A 17,831-nucleotide genomic window follows, 5' to 3' on the forward strand; every position below is an offset into this window, starting at 1 on the left:
CAGGGGCGTACTGAAGGAAAGGTTAGAGAAAACGCGCTTTGAGAGCGGGGATAGGCAGCATGCAGCTTTCCTGCTGGCCAAACCAGCGGTACCGGTTGCGGGAAACCCAATCATACACCGGGTCACGGAGGAATTTAGGCACTAGCATGAAGCCGTACAGTAAGCCCCAGGCACCGCCTAAACGTCTGAAAACCTTGAGTGCCGCCGTTGACCGGCTGTACAGCTGCCCATCTTCTATGAAAAGGAAGCTCCTGAATTCTTCTGTTGGCATCCCATATGCACTAAGTACCTCCTGCCCTACCCCCGACTGCAACGAGGCGAACCGGAAATATGCCTGTGTGTCATGCCTGATCACAAACTGCACAAATCCGTTACAAAGATTACAGACCCCATCAAATAGAATAGTAGGAGAAGTAGGTAGCATAGTGGGTTAGACTAGTATAAACACTTAGTGGGTACGTACCGGCTAAGGCCCTAGTTCAGCCTTATTTGCTACCCTTTGATAAATTTTAACAAAAGAATGGCACCTTTCTAAGAAGTGTGCGTAAAAGATGAACTTGAAAAGCAGAACTAAATTAAAAAAACAATTTATAACCATCCATTAATCTAACTGAACTATGAAAAAGACGTTTTTAAACTTCTTCGCTGTTGCCGCTCTTGTAGCTACCGGTGCTATGACTTCTTGCTCTGGAAGCTCTGAGACTACCACAGACACCACGTCTACGGACATGAGCACTGAGGCCGGTACTACCACAGGCACTACTTCTGGCACTACGGGTACTACAGGCTCAACGGGCACCACATACGGCACCACCGGAACCACTACCGGTACTACTGGAACAACCACAGGCACCACTACAGGTACTACGGGCTCAACCGGTACAACATACGGCACAACCGGTACCACTACCGGTACTACAACTGGAACAACCACCGGAACTACTACGGGTACCACTACCGGCACCACCACTGGTACAACCGGAACAACTGGTACTACAGGCACCACCGGAACTACCACAGGTACCACTACCGGAACAACTGGCACTACCAGCCGCTAGTACTCTCCCATGACGTTCCTCGGAACGAAGTAATGATGCAGAAAAGGCAAGGCCCACCGGTTTTGCCTTTTCTGTTTCTTCTCTCTCCACCTTCATCAGACTCTCTATGCATCTACTTAGACAGTATCTGCATTGCGTGTTCTATACAGATACCAGGGCCCTCTCCCTCATGAGAATATGGGTGGCCAGTGTTCTGTTGCTGGACATTGGCATACGGGCTTCAGATATAGAGGCGCATTATTCCAACATGGGGGTTCTGCCCTTGCATGTATTACACGCCAATGCCTGGAACCAATATTTCTTCTCCCTACACGCTTTAAGTGGCATGTGGCAGTTCCAGGCCATTCTTTTTGCCATAGCGGCGGCGGCGGCGGTCTGTCTGCTGCTGGGCTACCATACCCGTTGGGCCACTGCCATCTCCTGGATCTTGCTGGTGTCTCTGCACAACCGCAACCCGCTCATTACCCAATCCGGCGACAGCCTGCTGCGCATGTTGCTCTTCTGGGGCATGTTCCTGCCCTGGCACCGGCACTATTCTGTAGATGCCCGTCGCTCCCTCACCTCAGAAACCTCCAGCCACTACCTAAGCGCCGCCACTGCCGCCTATATCATGCAGGTGGGGTGGGTCTATGTTTTCACCGCCTTGCTGAAGAGCGGCCCAGACTGGACTGAAGACGGCACCGCCCTGTACTACGCCCTCAGCCTGGACCAGATCCTGATGCCCGGCGGCCGAATTCTCTACCAGTTTCCCCTCCTGATGGAGCAGCTCACCCATGCCACCTATTTTCTGGAATTGTGGCTGCCGTTTGTCTTGCTCATTCCCTGGCGGAACACGTGGTTCAGGATGCTGTTTTTTATCGCCATCGTAGGCCTGCACATTGGCATTAGCCTTACCCTGTTTGTGGGGCTCTTTTACCTCATCAGTATTTCGGCGGTGATAGGGCTCTTGCCTACGCCGGTTATGAACGTGGTAGACCAGTACCTACGCAAAGGGTACGCCAAGTTCCAGAAGCGCTGGGCCCGGCGGGGGGCAAACTGGCGTTCTCCCCTTGATCTGCAGGTACAACTCAAATGGACCTCGCCTAGGTGGGCTCAGGCTTTCCCGCGTAAATATGTGAGAGAAGGATTAGTACTGGTAGCCATGGTTTTGGCGTTCTGGTGGAACCTGAGCACCTTAGGCAAAACGTACTTACAGGTACCAGAGCGCCTGCACTGGGCCACGCTGGTGCCCAGGCTGGACCAAAACTGGAGCATGTTCGCGCCCAATGTTTTCAAAGACGATGGCTGGTATGTGCTGGAAGGATCAACCAATTCCAATAAAAAAGTGGACCTGAACCAGCAGGGCAAAGAGCCCGACACCACCAAACCTGCCTCTGTCATGAGCCTCTTCAAAAATGACCGCTGGCGCAAATACTCAGAGAACTATCTGTTTACCCCTAATGAGTACATGCGGCCTTACTACTGCTTTTACCTGCTGCGCCGCTGGAATGAGTCTCACCCGCCCGAGGAACAGATTCACGAGCTGTCTGTCATTTACATGAAGGAGTTCTCTTTACCAGACTACAAAACCGCTCCCATTCAGCGCGAAGTACTCTGCCACTGCAAACCATAGCGCCTGTTTTCTGCCAGATACGTAAAAGCAGTATGTTTCACCTTAACCCGAAAGGAGACAAGATGCCACAAGGAGATAAATCTGCCTACACAGACAAACAGAAACGGCAGGCCCAACACATAGAAGAAAGCTACGAGAAAAAAGGCCTAAGCGAGGAAGAAGCCGAGAAACGGGCCTGGGCCACCGTGAACAAGCAAGACGGCGGCGGCAAGAAAAGTGGCTCGGGCCGCAAGCACTCGTAATTTGCAGCTCTACTGAAATGACAAAACACAGGATCCGTTTAGGGGCTGTTTTTGGAAAAACAGCCCCTAAACGGATCCTGTGTTTTACGCCAAGGATTCTGTTAATTACCTCTTCACCTTCCGCAGCCACTTGGCCACACCACCGGCTACCACACCCGCTAAAAGATAATACCCAATGGTAAGGGCCTGAGTCTGCTTGGTCCGGTTGCTGGGAGCGGTACCCAAGCCCATAGGTCCGGGCAAGGCCACTCCGCCCACTCCCGCCAAAGCGCCCAGAATAGTGCCGCGCCAGATGGCTTTTTTACCACCGCCGGTTAAACTGTAGTACAACCCATTGGAGATAATGTCGCCTACCAGTGACCAGGTATGCAATTGGTCTCTAGGAGGCGGAGTCTGGCCGACGTAGCGCAAGCCTTTGGCAATGGCGCGCATGCCCAGAATATCCATGCGGGGAGCATTGGGGTAAAAGCGGCGTACGCTTTCATGTACCAAAGTCACGGCCACTGCCCCCGCCAAACCGCTCAGCCCAATCCTGAGCCATTTGTTCAAGCGCTTTTTAGAGGCCTTCTTGGTGGTTTTATGTCGTTTCTTGTCTTTCTTGGATCCCATAGCGTCTACGTTCTTTAGCTTCGTATTAATACTGAAGGCCTTCAGCCCTCCAAAGAATTTTAACCGATTTCAGCCATAAAAGTTGTCTTAGGCTCAGCCCTGTTCCCTTACAAGTGGCGTTTAGGAGCCGTTTTTGCCAAAACTGCCCCAAAACAGAGACTGAATCTTTTTACCTATCTTTGCGTCTTCTTAGTAGCGGACCACAGTATTCCGCTTTTTTTCATGCGTGGCCATCACTTACGGCCGTTACCATTCATAATGACATTTTCAGAACTAAACTTAATAGAACCCCTGCTGCAGGCCCTGCAGGAAGAGGGGTACACCTCCCCTACCCCTATCCAGGAACAAGCCATTCCGCCCGTGCTCAACGGAGACGATATCTTGGGTTGTGCCCAAACGGGGACCGGGAAAACCGCAGCCTTCAGCTTACCGTTGCTGCAACGCTTGCATGAGGCAGGTCCTTCGCACCCGGCCAAAGCCATTAGAGCATTGATCTTAACTCCTACCCGGGAACTTGCCCTGCAAATTGGCGACAGCATCAAGGCTTACGGCCGTTATACCAACATCAAGCACACCGTGGTTTTTGGCGGCGTGGGTCAGGTACCGCAGGTAGAGCAGATTAGAAGGGGCGTAGACATTCTGGTGGCTACCCCGGGCCGCTTGCTGGACCTCATGAACCAAGGTCTGCTTTCGCTCAAATACATTGAGACCTTTATTCTGGACGAGGCCGACCGTATGTTGGACATGGGCTTCATCCATGACGTACGCAAAGTAATCGCGCAGATTCCGGCTAATCGGCAAACGTTGCTGTTTTCCGCTACCATGCCCCAGGAAATCCAGAAACTTTCTGCCAGCATTTTGCGGGAGCCCGTATATGTGGAAGTAACTCCCGTTTCCAGCACCGCTGAGAAGATTGCCCAGAAAGTATTCTTCGTGGAGAAAACCTATAAGCGGGCCCTGCTCAAGCACCTGCTCAAAGGCGATGACATTGAACGCGCCTTAGTCTTCTCCCGCACCAAACACGGCGCAGACCGCATTGCCAAAGAACTGTCTAAGGCAGGCATCTCGGCGCAGTCTATCCACGGCGACAAAGCCCAGAGCACCCGCGTGAAAGCGCTCACTCAGTTCAAGAACAACGAGTTGAAAGCCTTGGTAGCCACTGACATTGCCGCCCGCGGTATTGACGTAGATGACCTCACGCACGTGATCAACGTAGACCTGCCCAATGAACCAGAAACTTATGTGCACCGCATAGGCAGAACCGGCCGCGCCGGCGCCGAAGGCATGGCCCTCTCTTTCTGCGATGACACTGAGCTTCCTTACCTGCGCGACATAGAACGCCTCACCAAGCAGACCATTCCGGTAGAAGAAGAGCAACCGTACCATGCAGAGTACTCTAAACTTCCTTTGGGCGGCGGAAAAGCAACGGATAAAATAAACCGCTCCGGCGGTGGCGGACAGAACCGCGGCCCGAGAAATGCAGGCCAGGGCGGTGGCGGCAACAGAAGACCGAACCAGCGCCCCGCCGGCAGCCAGAGCAAAGACAATTCTCCAGCAGGAAGCAGCAACAACCGCAACTCCTCCAGAAACCGAGGCAGAAGATAATCAGCCTTTTCACACATAAAAAAGCCGGCCCCTGTACAGAGGCCGGCTTTTTTATGTGTGGGAACTACCCAAGATCAGCCTTAAAAGAAAAAATCAATTAGCTGAAAGGGCCATTCTTGTCACAGGTTCTGCCTTAAGAATGCTGCGTGTTAGAGGCTTTCCCTTTTATAGCCGATTTGGCTTGTCCAATCCAACCTTGGTTGTTGGCTACCAGGTAAGATGCGCCTAAAGCAAGTGCGGCACCGCCAATCACTTTTTGGGTAGTGCTCAGGCTATTGTAAGAACGGGCGCAGGTGGCACCAAAGTCTTTCACCGCCTGTGGCATCTGAATGTTGTTCAGGCCGCTGGTCAGATTGTTCAACATGCCTCCTTGTCCTGCATTTTGGCTGTTTGCTCCAGTACTGTTCTGGGCTGAATCTTGAGTGTAAGACACTGCGTCTTGAGCTGCGGGCTGGTTTACTTGGTTTTCCATAGTTGTAAAAAATAATTTAAGATGATAGATCTTTTCTCAGCGCCAGAACAAGTGCCCGGCGCACCGTCTTTTCCTAGATCGGCGAATCCATTTTATCGCAATTGGGTCTGAATAGTTGCGTTGGCTTCTGTTTTTTCTACTATTTTTTCAAATCATCCCCCTTAAGGCCAGTTGGGGAGGATTCAGCCAAATATGAGTCTGATAATATATAGCGATTTATGCCCTCTTTACGTAAAAGAGTTCATAAACAGATTTCTAGACTCTCCTTCGCCTATATGAAAAGCGTTCTTCCTCCTTCCCCTAAGTACCCAGACAACTCCCCGTCGTTTCTTCGCAAAGTATTAATCGTGGCGTTGTTAGCAACGGTTTTATTTCTGCTCTACACGTTGGTCAAGCTAGCCTTTGAGGTATTTCTGGTCATCTTTGCCGCCGTGCTGTTCGGGATTCTGCTGCACGGCCTCAGCAGCTTCCTGCAACGGCACACTAAGTTGCCGTACAAGGGAGCCTTGGCGGTGGTCTGTCTGGTGCTGGTGGCCTTAGCGGTTGGCTTCTTCCTGTACCTGGGCCCCAGCCTGTCTGAACAGGGCACTCAGTTGCAGAAAACGTTACCTTCTGTACTGGAAAAACTGAAGGCGCAGATCTCTTCCCTGCCGTACGGGGAGCAACTGCTCAAGCAGATTCCAGAGCCAAGTCAGTTGCTCAAGGGCCAGAGCTCAGGCGCGGCCATGCAAAAAGCCTTTACGCTGTTCTCTTCCACGTTTGGGGCGCTGGCCAATCTGCTCATTGTGCTGGTGGTAGGTATTTATCTGGCTACTGCCCCGCAGGAAACCGCCAACGGGCTGGTACGGCTCGTTCCCAAAGCCCGTAGGTCAAGGGCCCGTGAGGTCATTCATGTGTTGCGGTACACGCTCTGGGGCTGGCTGAAGGGAACCTTGCTGGCCATGGCGGTCATTGGTACCCTCACCACCCTTGGCCTCTGGATCATTGGCGTACCTCTGCCGTTGCTTCTGGGGGTATTTGCCGGGCTCATGGAGTTTATCCCTAACATTGGTCCCTTTGTGGCCGGATTGCCCGCGGTGGCGCTGGCCGTGGTACAAGATCCAAACAAAGCCCTTACGGTGGTGGCTTTCTTTGTGGCGCTGCAAAGTCTGGAAGGCTATGTGCTTACCCCGCTTGTGCAGAAAAAAATCATTGACCTCCCTCCCGTGCTTACCATTGTGGGACAGGTGTTGCTGGGACTTATTGCCGGTTTCTGGGGCTTACTCCTGGCGGTTCCGCTGGTGGCGGTGGTCATGGTGCTGGTGAAAATGCTCTACATAGAAGACGTGCTGGGCGACTACGGCGTGGAAGTGAAAGGCGAGGACGAAGCCATTGCCAAAGAGGAGAAACACCAGGAACCAGCAGAGTAGCACCACACCTCCGGTTTCCGTTTAGGGGCTCTTTTTCCAAAAACAGCCCCTAAACGCCTGCCGCGCTGCCAAGCAGTCTTCCCGTCCAATAACAAATTTCCCATCCATCCTTTATCTCTTCGGCGGCCACTGTAAGAAATATGCCCGAAAAATGACTAATATGCAGTGCTTCTCAGAAGCCGGTATGTTATCCTAAAGCCCCTATTGAAATTTTAAACATGATCCTGAAAAGAACCCTTACCGTCTGCCTCTCCCTACTTCCGCTGGCCGGAGTGTATGCCCAGAAAGATATTCAGCAGAAAGACGTGGAGCGCATTGTCCGCACCCTGGCCGCCGATGACATGATGGGACGCAGCACCTTTACCCCGGGCATTGAGAAAGCCGCCACGTTCATCGCCAATGAATTCAAAACCATCGGCCTCCAACCCCTCACCGGCGACACTGATTTCAAGCAGGAGTTTAAGATGTACAGCCTCAAGATTGAGAAAGCCGATATTGAAATCAACGGGGAGCGCGTGGGTGATGAGGCCTTTTTCGTGAGCACGGTGCACCGCAAGGTAGAATGGGAAGAGAAAGCGCCGCAGCCCGTTTTCATTGGCGAGAAAGATGACTTCCGGCAGGTCATGAACAAAGTGCGCCGCGCCGAGAAAGACGCTCTGGTCATGGTGCACCCCAAACATGAGCAGATGTTTAACCGCTACGCCAGCTACTTTAAGCAACCTAACCCGGTCATGGAATTAGGCAAGGGCCATACGCTGGTCTTTGTGCTCTCTCCGCTCACCGAAGTACGTTCTTTTGACGCCGAAATCAAAAACGCCGTCACTGAAATGCCTTTGGCCAACGTGGCAGGCATGATCCCGGGCAAACGGACTAAGGAATACGTGGTGTTCTCGGGTCATTATGACCACATTGGTATTCAGAAGCCGGTGGAGGGAGACTCTATTGCCAACGGAGCCGATGATGACGCCTCGGGCACTACCGCGGTCATCAGCCTGGCCAAACACTTCAAGAAACAGGGCAAGCCGGAGCGCACGCTTATCTTCGTGGCCTTCACGGCCGAGGAAATTGGCGGTTACGGTTCCCAATACTTCTCCAAGCAACTGAACCCAGACGAGATTGTGGCCATGTTCAACATTGAGATGATTGGCAAAGGCTCTAAGTTTGGCCCCAACAGCGCCTACATTACGGGGTTTGAGAAATCAGATTTCGGGACGCTGCTGCAGCAGGCGGTGAAGGGAACGGCGTACAGTTTCCACCCAGACCCGTACCCCTCGCAGAACCTGTTCTACCGCTCAGACAACGCCACCCTGGCCCGTTTGGGCGTTCCGGCCCACACCATTTCCTCAGTACAGATTGACCAGGACAAACTTTACCACTCCGTGAACGATGAGGTAGAAAGCCTGGACATGGCCCACATGACCAACATGATCAAGGCCATCGCGCTGGGCGCGAAGGACTTTGTGCAGGGCAAGAAAACGCCTAAGCGCGTAGACAAAACCCAGGTGCAGTAAAAGCCTGCCCTCACCTGATTCATTCCTGCGTAAGCAGACAGTTCAAAATGTAACCAGCTCTTTTATGGCCAGAGGCTTTCTTTCCTGTTTCTTCGTATTGGTCTCTATTTTAGGCGCCGGTTCTGCTGCGGCCCAGCAGAATGGAACGCCCAACCCCATTGACGTACGCATGGCGCAATGCCTTGACAAAAAAGAAAACCAGACCACTGCGGGCATGTGCGATTGCGTTTACACCGCGCTGGCCGCTTGGGACAAGAAACTGAACACTGACTACAAATCGCTCTTAGCCCAGCTGCCACCAGCGGCTAAAGGGAAACTGATAGCCGCGCAAAGGCAATGGCTGGCGTTTAAAGAAAAGGAACTGGAACTGATTGGCGCTACCTATGGCAATGCTCAAGGCACTATGTGGCAACCCGTGCGCGCCAACAAAATAATGGATCTCACCAAGCAAAGAGCTCTGGAACTGGAAGAACTCCTGGTTACCCTGAAAGAATTTTAGCGAAAGCTCCACTGCTGTTCCGGCAATTGGAGAGTAAAAACAAGAGTCTTCCGTTTAGGGGCTGTTTTTGGAAAAACAGCCCCTAAACGGAAGACTCTTGTTTTTATGCGTTTATTAAAAATTCCCTCTAAGCGTCAGGGAGAAATTACGGCCGGGAGCACTTACCCCAGAGGCATACACGCGATAGAACTGGTCTAGCAGGTTCTCCAAAGCGGCCTGTACCTGCACGCGGGGGTGCAACTGATAGGCTGTTCTCAGGTTAAGCGTGTACCAGGCGGGCAGCCCTTCGGGAGTGGCGTACTGCAAGTTATCCTCGCCCACGGGGTTGTAGTCTTTCAGGCGTTTCCAGCCGTTGTACTGCACAAAGAACTCAGACCGGAACTTAGGCAACGTCAGGAATAGGCTGGTTTTCCCGAACACCGGCGGAATATGGTCCAAAGGAATCTCTGCGGCCTCTCCCTTGATGCGCCCGTAGGTGTAGGTGAGCGTAGAGGCAAGCTGGAAAGCCTGCGTGATGTCTGCCTTCAGAGAGCCGCTGAACCCGTACACGTAGGCTTTGTTTGCATTCACGTTCGCCACCACCCGGCTCAGGGCACCGTTGTATTCCAGTTGGGTCTGGCCCTGGAAGGTGAAGGGTTGCGTGGTGATGGCGTCTTTGTACCAGGTGTAAAACCCCACTCCCTCTACCCGCACGCTTCGCGCGATGGTTTTGCCAATGGAAAGCTCAGCGTTGTAGGTGTACTCCGGCTTCAGGCCAGGGTTGGGTACTATCAGTTGGCCCTGCACAGATTCAAACACTTTGCCCAGATCATCTACATTGGGTGCCCTAAAGCCCGAGGAAGCCACGGCGGCAAACCGCCATTCCTGCCCCGGCTGAAAAACCAGCCCCACATTTCCGTTCACCGCAGTGTTTTTCTGAGCCACGTCATTGAACGGGAAAGGGAAGAAACTCTTGTCTTTGGAGAAATCGGCGTTCAGCGCTACCCGGCTCAAACGGATACCATCTGACAGAATCCAGCGCGGCGATATTTCCCAGGTATGCGTGAAGTAGGCGGCGGCGGTACGCATGTCTGCACCGCTGCCGGGGTAACGGGTATCCAGGGGGGTGCGTTCACTGGTAACCAAGTTTGAGCCGTACGCCCGCGAAGACACGTCATTGTAGGTTCCCTCCAACCCGTAGCGCAGCTCATGCTCTCCCAAGAGGCGGCTGGCGTCGGCGTTGAGGGTGTAGATATCTACGTGCTCAAAGCGGTTCTGCAACACGTTGCGGCTAAACCTCCGGTTATGGCGGCTTTCTTTCACGCGCTGGTAAGCTGCCGTCACCCGCAGGTTCTCCAGCCAGCCACGGCCCTTAGTGGTAAAAGTGTACGCCGCCAGCCATCGTTCCTGCGGCCCGTAGTACCACTCGCCGTGGTTGAGGGTTCCCTGTGCGTCCACTTCGGTGAGCCGGTCATACCGCGGAATATCAGAAGAGGTGGAGAACTGTACGTTCAACAGGTGCGAGGTTTTCACGGACGGCTGAAACAGAACCTTCTGCAATACATCATACTGCCGGTAGCCCGTGAACTTCTGCACGTTCACCTTCTCATTAGGCACCATCACGTCTTTGCCGTCTCTCCACTCCTGGTAGTATGGCCGGAGCCCCCAGGTGCCGTAGAACGGATTGCGGTTTTTGCCCTGCCGGAGGTCTCCAAAGTCTGAGTACGTGAAGCTGGTGAAACTGCCCCATTTACGCCCACCCACAGAAACATCTACGTGCCCCGTTTTCTCCTGATTGGCGGTGGCATAGCGCATGAAGGCTCCGCCAGTAACACGGGTGCCGCCGGTGCTGTCGGTCAGCAGAGGGTTCTTGGTGTAGAAGTGCATGACCCCGCCCAGCGCATCTGAGCCATAGACCACAGAACCCGGCCCAAAGACAATCTCCACCTTCTCCAGCGTGGCATTGTCAACGGTGATCACGTTTTGCAGGTGACCGCCCCGGTAAATGGCGTTATTCAGGCGCACGCCATCTATGACCATGAGTACTTTATTCGCCTCAAACCCACGTAGAATGGGACTGCCGCCCCCAGCCTGACTTTTCTGCACCAGCACCTGCCCAGTCTGCTGCAGCACATCGGCGGTGGTTTGGTTGCTCTGGAAAGCCAGTTCGCGGGCTTTGAGCACCTGAATCTGCTGGGGCACATCGGCGCGTTTTTCTTCAAACTTGCTGGCAGAAACCACAACTTCGTCCAGTGAATAACTTTTCTCTACTAGCAGTACCCTGTACTGCATGGCTTTCAGTTGGCTGATGGCCAAAATGCGGGGTTGGTAATCTGCCCGTTCAAACCGCAGGCTATCGCTTTCCCCCAATGTGGTCAGGCTGAACCTTCCCCGCAGATCTGTAAGCACACTGCCGCTGCCTTGCACGGGCACCACCCGTACGTTGGCCAGCGGCTGAAGGCTAGCGCGGTCCTGCACCGTAACGCTCTGCGCCCAGGCTAGGCACGGCAACACCAGCAGCAACAGAAAGAAGAATGGCTTCATAATAAGGAGGAAGTCTAAAGAGGAGAAAAGGAGGTTCAGAGCGCCAGCTCCATCTTGATGTCGGCGCGTTTGTATTCTTTCAGTTCATCGGGCACCTCCACAAAGCCCAGTTTGTGGTAGAGGTGCAGCGCCGTCTCCAGCTTGCGGTTAGACAGCAGCATGAGAGTTTGGGCACCCAGTTCCCGGGCTTTTTGGATGGCCGCTTCGCCCAGGCGTTTCCCAATTTTGAGGCCCTGGGCTTTGTCTGTCACGGCCATCTTGGCCAGTTCATAGGTGGTAGCGTCCACTTTGATGAGCGCGCAGGTGCCCACTATCTCTCCCTGGTACTCGGCCATGAAAATGAACCCGCCCTTGGCGATGATGTAGCCGTCTGGGTCGCCCAATGATTTGTGGTCCAGTTCTTCCATCTCAAAGTAGCGTTCAATCCAGGCTTGGTTCAACTCTCTGAAACGGGCAGCGTGGGCCGGGGTGTAGTCAATAATGGAAACCGAAGGAGTAGCGGATGCAGTAGTCATAAAGCTTTTTACTAATGCCCAAAGATAGGCAAAGGCTGGTGCGTTTAGGGGCAGTTTTTGGAAAAACAGCCCCTAAACGGCAACGCGGCTGCGCTGTGAGCAAAGGCTAGCTGAACGGTTATAGCTTTAGGGCTGTTCTGAAATGGAAGAATTTGCCTATTTTGCCTCCAATACCCCGCATATATGAAAAAGACCCCTTATTTTCTTTTCCTGCTAAGCTTTCTGGCCGCCTGCTCCAGCAGTAAACCGGCCCCCGACACGCCCTCGGCGCAGGCTAACGTGGCTCCTTCGCCCTTTACCGCCCACATAGACGCCGTTCGGCAACAATTTGCCCCAGACAAGCGGGTGGTTCTTTTCAATGTGTCTTCCAACGGCACGGTGCTCACCGGCGAGACGAACAACCCAGCCGCCAAAGCCGCCTTGCTGGAGCGCCTGCGCACCGCCGGGGTTTCTTTCCAGGACAGCATTCAGGTACTGCCAGACGCCGCTTTAAATGGCAAACACCTGGCGGTAGTCACGCTTTCCGTCGCTAATCTGCGCTCTGAACCCAAACACCCCGCCGAACTGGCCACCCAGGCCACCATGGGCACGCCCCTGCGCGTCTGGAAACAGAAAAGCGGCTGGTATCTGGTGCAGACCCCCGACCAATACCTGGCCTGGGTAGACGGCAGCGGCATTCAGCTCATGGACCAAAACGCCTTCACCAACTGGCAACAGGGCGAAAAACTGCTGTATACCCATCCTTACGGCTTCGCTTACGCCACCCCAGACACCAAAGGCGCCACCGTCTCTGACCTGGTGTATGGCGATATGATGGTCCTGAAAGGCCAGAACAAAGGCTTTTATGAAGTTTCCTTCCCAGATGGCCGTACCGCGTTTGTCTCAATTCCGGAGGTGGAGAAATACAGCAAATGGACGGCGAGCCGCCAACCCACCGAGCAAAACCTGGTGGAGACCTCCAAGCGCCTGCTGGGCCTGCCTTACCTGTGGGGCGGTACTTCCTTTAAAGGCGTGGATTGCAGCGGTTTCACCAAGACGGTATATTTCATGAACGGTCTGGTGCTGCCCCGCGATGCCTCCCAGCAAGTACACGTAGGCGACCTGATTGACACCCAGAACGGCTTCCAGAACCTGCGTCCCGGCGATTTGCTCTTCTTCGGGTCACCGGCCAGAGACGGGAAGCCGGAACGCGTGGTGCACGTAGGCATGTGGATCGGGAACAACGAGTTCATCCACTCCGCGGGGCGGGTGCGCATCAACAGCATGGACCCCGCCGCGCCCAATCATGACGCATCTGAGCTCAAACGCTTCCTGCGCGCCAAACGGGTATCGCCGCAGGCTACTTTGATTGATCTGCGCACGGCTTCTCTTTTCCAGTAGAAGCATAAAAAAAGGTTTTGGCGTTTAGGGGCTGTTTTTGGAAAAACAGCCCCTAAACGCCAAAACCTCTTTATAATCAGATCATCTTCTCAGCACCGTAAATCTCAGCGTCGCTAAACGGGCTGTTTCCGGAGCTGGATGATGAAGGTGGTTCCTTCCCCCACGTTGCTTTCCACGGCAATGCTTCCGCCCATGGCTTTCACCTGGGCCTGGGTCATGAAAAGTCCCATGCCTTTGCTGTTCTCGTACTTATGGAACCGCTGGTATAGCCCAAAGATCCTTTCCCCAAACCGGCGCAAGTCAATTCCTAAACCGTTGTCTGAGAAGCGCAACTCTATAAATCCGGCGGTTGCCTTTGTGGTAAGCTGAATCTGTAGGAGTCTTTCCGGGGACCGGTACTTGAGAGCGTTGGAGAACAGATTAAGCAAAATACTGTACAGGTAGCTGGGATTGGCATACACCGTTTCCCCGGCAGAAAAATCAGTGCGCACGGTGGCATTGCTTTCCCTGATCTGGTCATCAACGGACAGGAGCACTTTCTGCAGGCTGTTGCCAATGGAGACCTGCTCGGCCTTGAGCCCGCTGTGGTTTCTGATGAGCAGCACATCTAACAGGTCTTCCAGCGTGCTGCTCAGTTTCAGCGTGGCTTCCTTGAACTTGTGCACCAGGGTGCGGTTCATGTCATCTGAGATGGCCTCTGGGTTAAGCAACCGTATAATGCCCAGCAGGTTGGCCAATGGTGCCCGCAGGTTATGCGAGGTGATGTACGAAAACTGCTTCAGGTCTGAGTTATTCTGTTTCAGCTCCTCAATCAGCAACTCTCTTTCCAGTTCATATTCCTTGGTGCCTGAGATATCGCGCATGGCGCCTACCATCCGCACCGCCTGCTGCTGCTCATCCCGCACAATGTGGGCCCGGTCCAATACATAGGTGAAAGTACCGTTCTTGCGCATATAGCGGTATTCCATCTGCCAGAGGTGGGCGGCGGGGTCTTCCAGGGCTTCCTCAAAGGAACGCAGCACCCGCTCTCTGTCTTCTGGATGGATGCGGCCGTGCCGGTCTTCCACTATTTCGTATTCCTGGAACTCGTACCCGAAGACTTTCTCATACACCGCGCCGCTGTACACCTTATTGGTAGTAATTTCCCACTCCCAGATAGCGTCATTGGTGGCCGAAGTGGCCAGATTGTACCGTTGGTTGCTTTGCCGCAGCGCATTTTCAATGGCTTTGTGCTCCAACAGCATCTGGAGCAGGTTTCTGGAGCTCTCCACAGAATGTATTTCTCCAGGGGTAGGCTCACGCATCTCCTGATAGTAAATCCCGAAGGTACCCAACACGCGTTGCGTTGAGCTGAAGATGGGGGAAGACCAGCAGGCTTTGAGATTGGCGTCTAAGGCTGTTTGCCGGTAGTTGGCCCATTTAGGGTCATGCGCAATGCTCTGAGAGAAAACCGGTTTTCCCGTGAACGCCGCCGCGCCGCAGCAGCCTACCTCTGGCTCCACCGCCAATCCGTTAATGGCCTGCACGTAGAACGCAGGTAGGCTGGGAGCCGATAAAATGTTGAGCTTCGCATTCTCCAGCAGCATCACGGAGCAAAGCATGTCTGGGTGAATGCGCTCCAGCCCTTTCAGGTAATAGGTCACTATGTCTTCCAGCTTGCTGTCTGACCGAGTGTTCAGTTCCAGCACTTTCTTGCCCAGGTGCTCCAGCTCTTCGGCGTGCCGCTGTTTGGTTATATCTTTGAAGTACACAGAGAGCCCATCTTCTGAAGGATAAGCACTTATGGTAAGCCAGGCGTTAAATAAGGAATAGTAACTGGTAAAGCTTACTGGCTGGTGTCTGCTCACGGCCACGTGCAGCTTGCGGTAAAGTGAATGGAGCCGCTGGTCCCCAAATGCCTCTCTGATATCACGCATGAGGAGCTCACCCCTCTTTCTCCCTGTGATACGCTCCGCTTCCTGGTTCCAATACGTTACTTCCCAATTATGGCCAATGGTGAAGAAACCGTCTGTGATACTTTCCAGAATGGTATTGATCTGCTCGCGGCTTTTCCTTTGCTCAGCTTCCAGTTTGGCCTCATGCAGATAGGCATTGTCTATAGCGATGGCCGCCTGGGAGGCGATATTCTGCACCAGCACTTCCTCGTTCTGGGTGAACACGCCGGGTTCAGAGTGCCCAAACAACGCACCACCCAGCACTTTCCCGCTTTTGGAGATCACCGGAACCGCCATATAGCTTTTTACCGGTAAGTGTCCGCGCGGCATGCCGTGGTGGGGCCGGTTTTGGCCGTACCGTGGGTCTAAGGTGATGTTTTCTGACCGCAGAATGCCTTCTCCCCGAAAGGTGGGAGTAAAAACAGCGGTCTTGCGGGGCATAGGGAAACGGCCAAAGTCTTCCTGTTTAGCCCCTGCCAGGGCATACAGTTCATATACCTCTCCGTTCTTGTCTGTTTTATTGTAGAAAAAGGCCCCAAATTCAGCTTTGCTGATCTTGGTGGCAATGTTAATCACTTTCTGCACTACCTTGTCAAGCTCCAGTTCAGAGTTCAGCATTCCCCCTACCTGGTTGACAAGATCTAACTGCCGTTCTTTCTCTTTCAATTCACGCTCCAAGCGCTCAATGGTTACGAATAACCCCTGCTGGCTAACCTCCTCCTGCGCCAAATCCATCCGTTGCGACTATTTGGAATAATACAATTTTAAATCACAAAGATACTAAAATTAACTATTCTTCAAGGCCTCTTATATAGCAATTCTATATATAAATCTTGGAGTTATCTAAAAAGTACCAGTGAAGCCGCTATTTGGCACAAGCGTCTCTAAAAACATTGTCTTCTAATTATCCCGCACCATCAGTACCTGGCAAGAAACAAGCAAGAAGATGTTTACTGAGGAGGCTTTGGCAGAAGTACCGGTCTCCGCACCTAATCGCTTGCACATTTAAATAAGCCAAAAGCCGTTTAGGGGCTCTTTTTGGAAAAAGAGCCCCTAAACGGCTTTTGGTTACGAGAATAAAAGGTGATTAATATTTCTCGTGCACCTCCGTCATGATGCGCACCATCTCATTCCGAATGTCACCGGAGGGAACCCTGAAGTTGTTGTTCATAAAGCTGTAGAGCAACAGCTTGCCGCTCTTGGTCATGATGTAGCCGCTCTGGTTGTGCACGTGGGCCAGCGTCCCAGACTTGCCAAAGACAAACGGAGGCTCCGCTTTGTAGATGCTCCGGAAGGTGCCGGGCCGCCCGCCAGTGGCCATGAGTGGCAGCAGACGGTCACTGGGGCGTTCCTGCTGTAGTTTCTGAAGCAGGGCAATGATGCTGCGGGGCGTAAACATGTTCATGCTGGAAAGGCCAGATCCGTCTACCCATACCGGCGCATCTGGCAAATCTGACAAATGGTTCTTGACCACGTACCGGATAGCCCGCTCCACCGACAGTGTGTCTGACAGCGTACCGGAGCAGAGGGCCATCAACTGTTCCGCGAAGAGGTTGTCACTTACCTGCAACATGCGCTTGTACACGGTGTCTGAAGGCAATCCGTAGAAAGTTTTTGCCCCCTGCGGCAGCGCCCGGTTCTTGAGCAGCGTCACTTTCCGTTTCAGGGTATCGGCTAGTAGTTTTACCGTCATGTCCGGCGACGGAATAAAGGGCACTTCCACGGCGAAATCTGGGGAGGCGTGTTTAGGGTAGTAGGTGAGTTCATTGGTGCGCCAGGCCCGCACAAAGGCATCGCCGTGGGCGTAACGGGCGGTATCTGTCTTGATGCCGGGTTTGAAGATGGCCGGGGTAGTGGTATACAGCTGGGCAGGACCACCTTTCCGCGCGAACTTCACCACATTGCCATGAATGGGAAACACGCTCCGCTCCGGTTGGTAATAATAGTTGTAGTCATCCCAGCCCCAGTTGGTGGCGAAGGGCGTGCTGGTGTAAGGCGCTTCCAGGTAGTAGAGTTTCTCTTTCCGGTTCTTCAGGAAGTCATAGGCCACGGTGTTCTTGAGGTCCATGTGGGCGAAGGTAGGGTCGCCGGTGCCCCAGAAGATAAGGGAATCGCCGCGCACCACGTATTTGAGCGCCGGAATAGAATCGCCTAGCATCTTGAGGCAGGCGTAGAACGTGAACAGCTTGGTGTTGGAGGCGGGCACAAAATACTTGTCGGCGTTATGTTCCACCACCATCTTGCCCAGGGCAGGGTCATAGAGCGCGAAACCCACAAACCGGTTCTTGCCCACCTCAGACTCCAGCACCCGCTGCCTGATCACCTCTGGCCCGTACGGCGGCGGCGCTGGCTCAGAGGCCACCGGGGTTTGCTTGGCGGTGCCACAGCCCAGCAGTAAGAGCATCAAAAGACAAGGGAACAGGTGCCAGTAGCGGCCAGAGAAGGAAAGGTGCATAGGGTTT

At 53.5% G+C, this 17,831-nt stretch carries 15 protein-coding genes; 8 read left to right on the top strand and 7 right to left on the bottom strand.

Annotated features, from left to right (window positions below; translation table 11 throughout):
• Positions 1–22: 22 nt before the first annotated feature.
• On the bottom strand, positions 23–424 hold the full coding sequence (locus EFA69_RS12305; RefSeq protein WP_123133344.1) for a thiol-disulfide oxidoreductase DCC family protein: 402 nt from the start codon (positions 422–424) through the stop codon (positions 23–25).
• A 193-nt stretch (positions 425–617) separates the two neighbouring features.
• Between EFA69_RS12305 and EFA69_RS12310 the strand changes: the two genes are divergently transcribed.
• From EFA69_RS12310 to EFA69_RS12320, 3 genes are all read left to right on the top strand, one after another.
• A complete protein-coding gene (locus tag EFA69_RS12310) occupies positions 618–1,058 on the top strand; it encodes a hypothetical protein (protein WP_123133345.1) in 441 nt (146 codons plus the stop codon).
• 106 nt (positions 1,059–1,164) lie between these two features.
• A complete protein-coding gene (locus EFA69_RS12315; RefSeq protein ID WP_123133346.1) occupies positions 1,165–2,670 on the top strand; it encodes an HTTM domain-containing protein in 1,506 nt (501 codons plus the stop codon).
• 62 nt (positions 2,671–2,732) lie between these two features.
• Positions 2,733–2,912 (top strand): hypothetical protein, encoded by a 180-nt coding sequence (locus EFA69_RS12320; RefSeq protein WP_123133498.1) that lies wholly within the window; start codon positions 2,733–2,735, stop codon positions 2,910–2,912.
• Positions 2,913–3,017: 105 nt separating this feature from the next.
• Here the strand turns inward: EFA69_RS12320 and EFA69_RS12325 are convergent, their stop codons facing one another.
• Positions 3,018–3,521, bottom strand: a complete 504-nt coding sequence (locus EFA69_RS12325) for a hypothetical protein (protein ID WP_245964561.1) — start codon at positions 3,519–3,521, stop codon at positions 3,018–3,020.
• Positions 3,522–3,779: 258 nt separating this feature from the next.
• Between EFA69_RS12325 and EFA69_RS12330 the strand changes: the two genes are divergently transcribed.
• The gene (locus tag EFA69_RS12330) at positions 3,780–5,126 is read left to right on the top strand and encodes a DEAD/DEAH box helicase (protein WP_123133347.1); all 1,347 of its coding nucleotides are present in this window, start codon (positions 3,780–3,782) and stop codon (positions 5,124–5,126) included.
• Positions 5,127–5,259: 133 nt separating this feature from the next.
• Here the strand turns inward: EFA69_RS12330 and EFA69_RS12335 are convergent, their stop codons facing one another.
• Positions 5,260–5,598: a hypothetical protein gene (locus tag EFA69_RS12335; RefSeq protein WP_123133348.1), complete on the bottom strand. Its 339-nt coding sequence runs from the start codon at positions 5,596–5,598 to the stop codon at positions 5,260–5,262.
• A gap of 275 nt (positions 5,599–5,873) precedes the next feature.
• Here EFA69_RS12335 and EFA69_RS12340 point away from each other — a divergent pair, with 275 nt between their 5' ends.
• The 3 genes from EFA69_RS12340 to EFA69_RS12350 all read left to right on the top strand — a co-directional run bounded on the left by EFA69_RS12340 (position 5,874) and on the right by EFA69_RS12350 (position 9,017).
• Positions 5,874–7,007, top strand: coding sequence for an AI-2E family transporter (locus tag EFA69_RS12340; RefSeq protein WP_183906765.1), 1,134 nt, complete (start codon positions 5,874–5,876; stop codon positions 7,005–7,007).
• Positions 7,008–7,225: 218 nt separating this feature from the next.
• A complete protein-coding gene (locus EFA69_RS12345; RefSeq protein WP_123133350.1) occupies positions 7,226–8,518 on the top strand; it encodes a M20/M25/M40 family metallo-hydrolase in 1,293 nt (430 codons plus the stop codon).
• A gap of 64 nt (positions 8,519–8,582) precedes the next feature.
• Positions 8,583–9,017, top strand: a complete 435-nt coding sequence (locus tag EFA69_RS12350) for a lysozyme inhibitor LprI family protein (RefSeq protein WP_123133351.1) — start codon at positions 8,583–8,585, stop codon at positions 9,015–9,017.
• Positions 9,018–9,131: 114 nt separating this feature from the next.
• Here EFA69_RS12350 and EFA69_RS12355 read toward each other — a convergent pair whose 3' ends face one another.
• Together EFA69_RS12355 and EFA69_RS12360 are read right to left on the bottom strand one after the other, a co-directional pair.
• Complete coding sequence (locus tag EFA69_RS12355; RefSeq protein ID WP_123133352.1) at positions 9,132–11,540, bottom strand: TonB-dependent receptor; 2,409 nt, start codon at positions 11,538–11,540, stop codon at positions 9,132–9,134.
• Positions 11,541–11,575: 35 nt separating this feature from the next.
• Positions 11,576–12,055: a GNAT family N-acetyltransferase gene (locus tag EFA69_RS12360; protein WP_123133353.1), complete on the bottom strand. Its 480-nt coding sequence runs from the start codon at positions 12,053–12,055 to the stop codon at positions 11,576–11,578.
• Between the two features lie 183 nt (positions 12,056–12,238).
• On the opposite strand from EFA69_RS12360, the gene EFA69_RS12365 reads away from it, so the two are divergent.
• Positions 12,239–13,435 carry a C40 family peptidase gene (locus tag EFA69_RS12365; RefSeq protein WP_123133354.1) on the top strand — a complete coding sequence of 399 codons (1,197 nt, stop codon included), beginning with the start codon at positions 12,239–12,241 and terminating at the stop codon, positions 13,433–13,435.
• Positions 13,436–13,548: 113 nt separating this feature from the next.
• Here EFA69_RS12365 and EFA69_RS12370 read toward each other — a convergent pair whose 3' ends face one another.
• Positions 13,549–16,104 (bottom strand): GAF domain-containing protein, encoded by a 2,556-nt coding sequence (locus EFA69_RS12370; RefSeq protein WP_123133355.1) that lies wholly within the window; start codon positions 16,102–16,104, stop codon positions 13,549–13,551.
• Between the two features lie 352 nt (positions 16,105–16,456).
• Entirely contained in the window at positions 16,457–17,824 is a 1,368-nt protein-coding gene (locus tag EFA69_RS12375) for a D-alanyl-D-alanine carboxypeptidase (protein WP_245964562.1), read from the bottom strand.
• Positions 17,825–17,831: the final 7 nt, after the last annotated feature.

It is taken from the genome of Rufibacter immobilis (genome assembly GCF_003721565.1).
Taxonomy (GTDB): Bacteria; Bacteroidota; Bacteroidia; order Cytophagales; family Hymenobacteraceae; genus Nibribacter; species Nibribacter immobilis.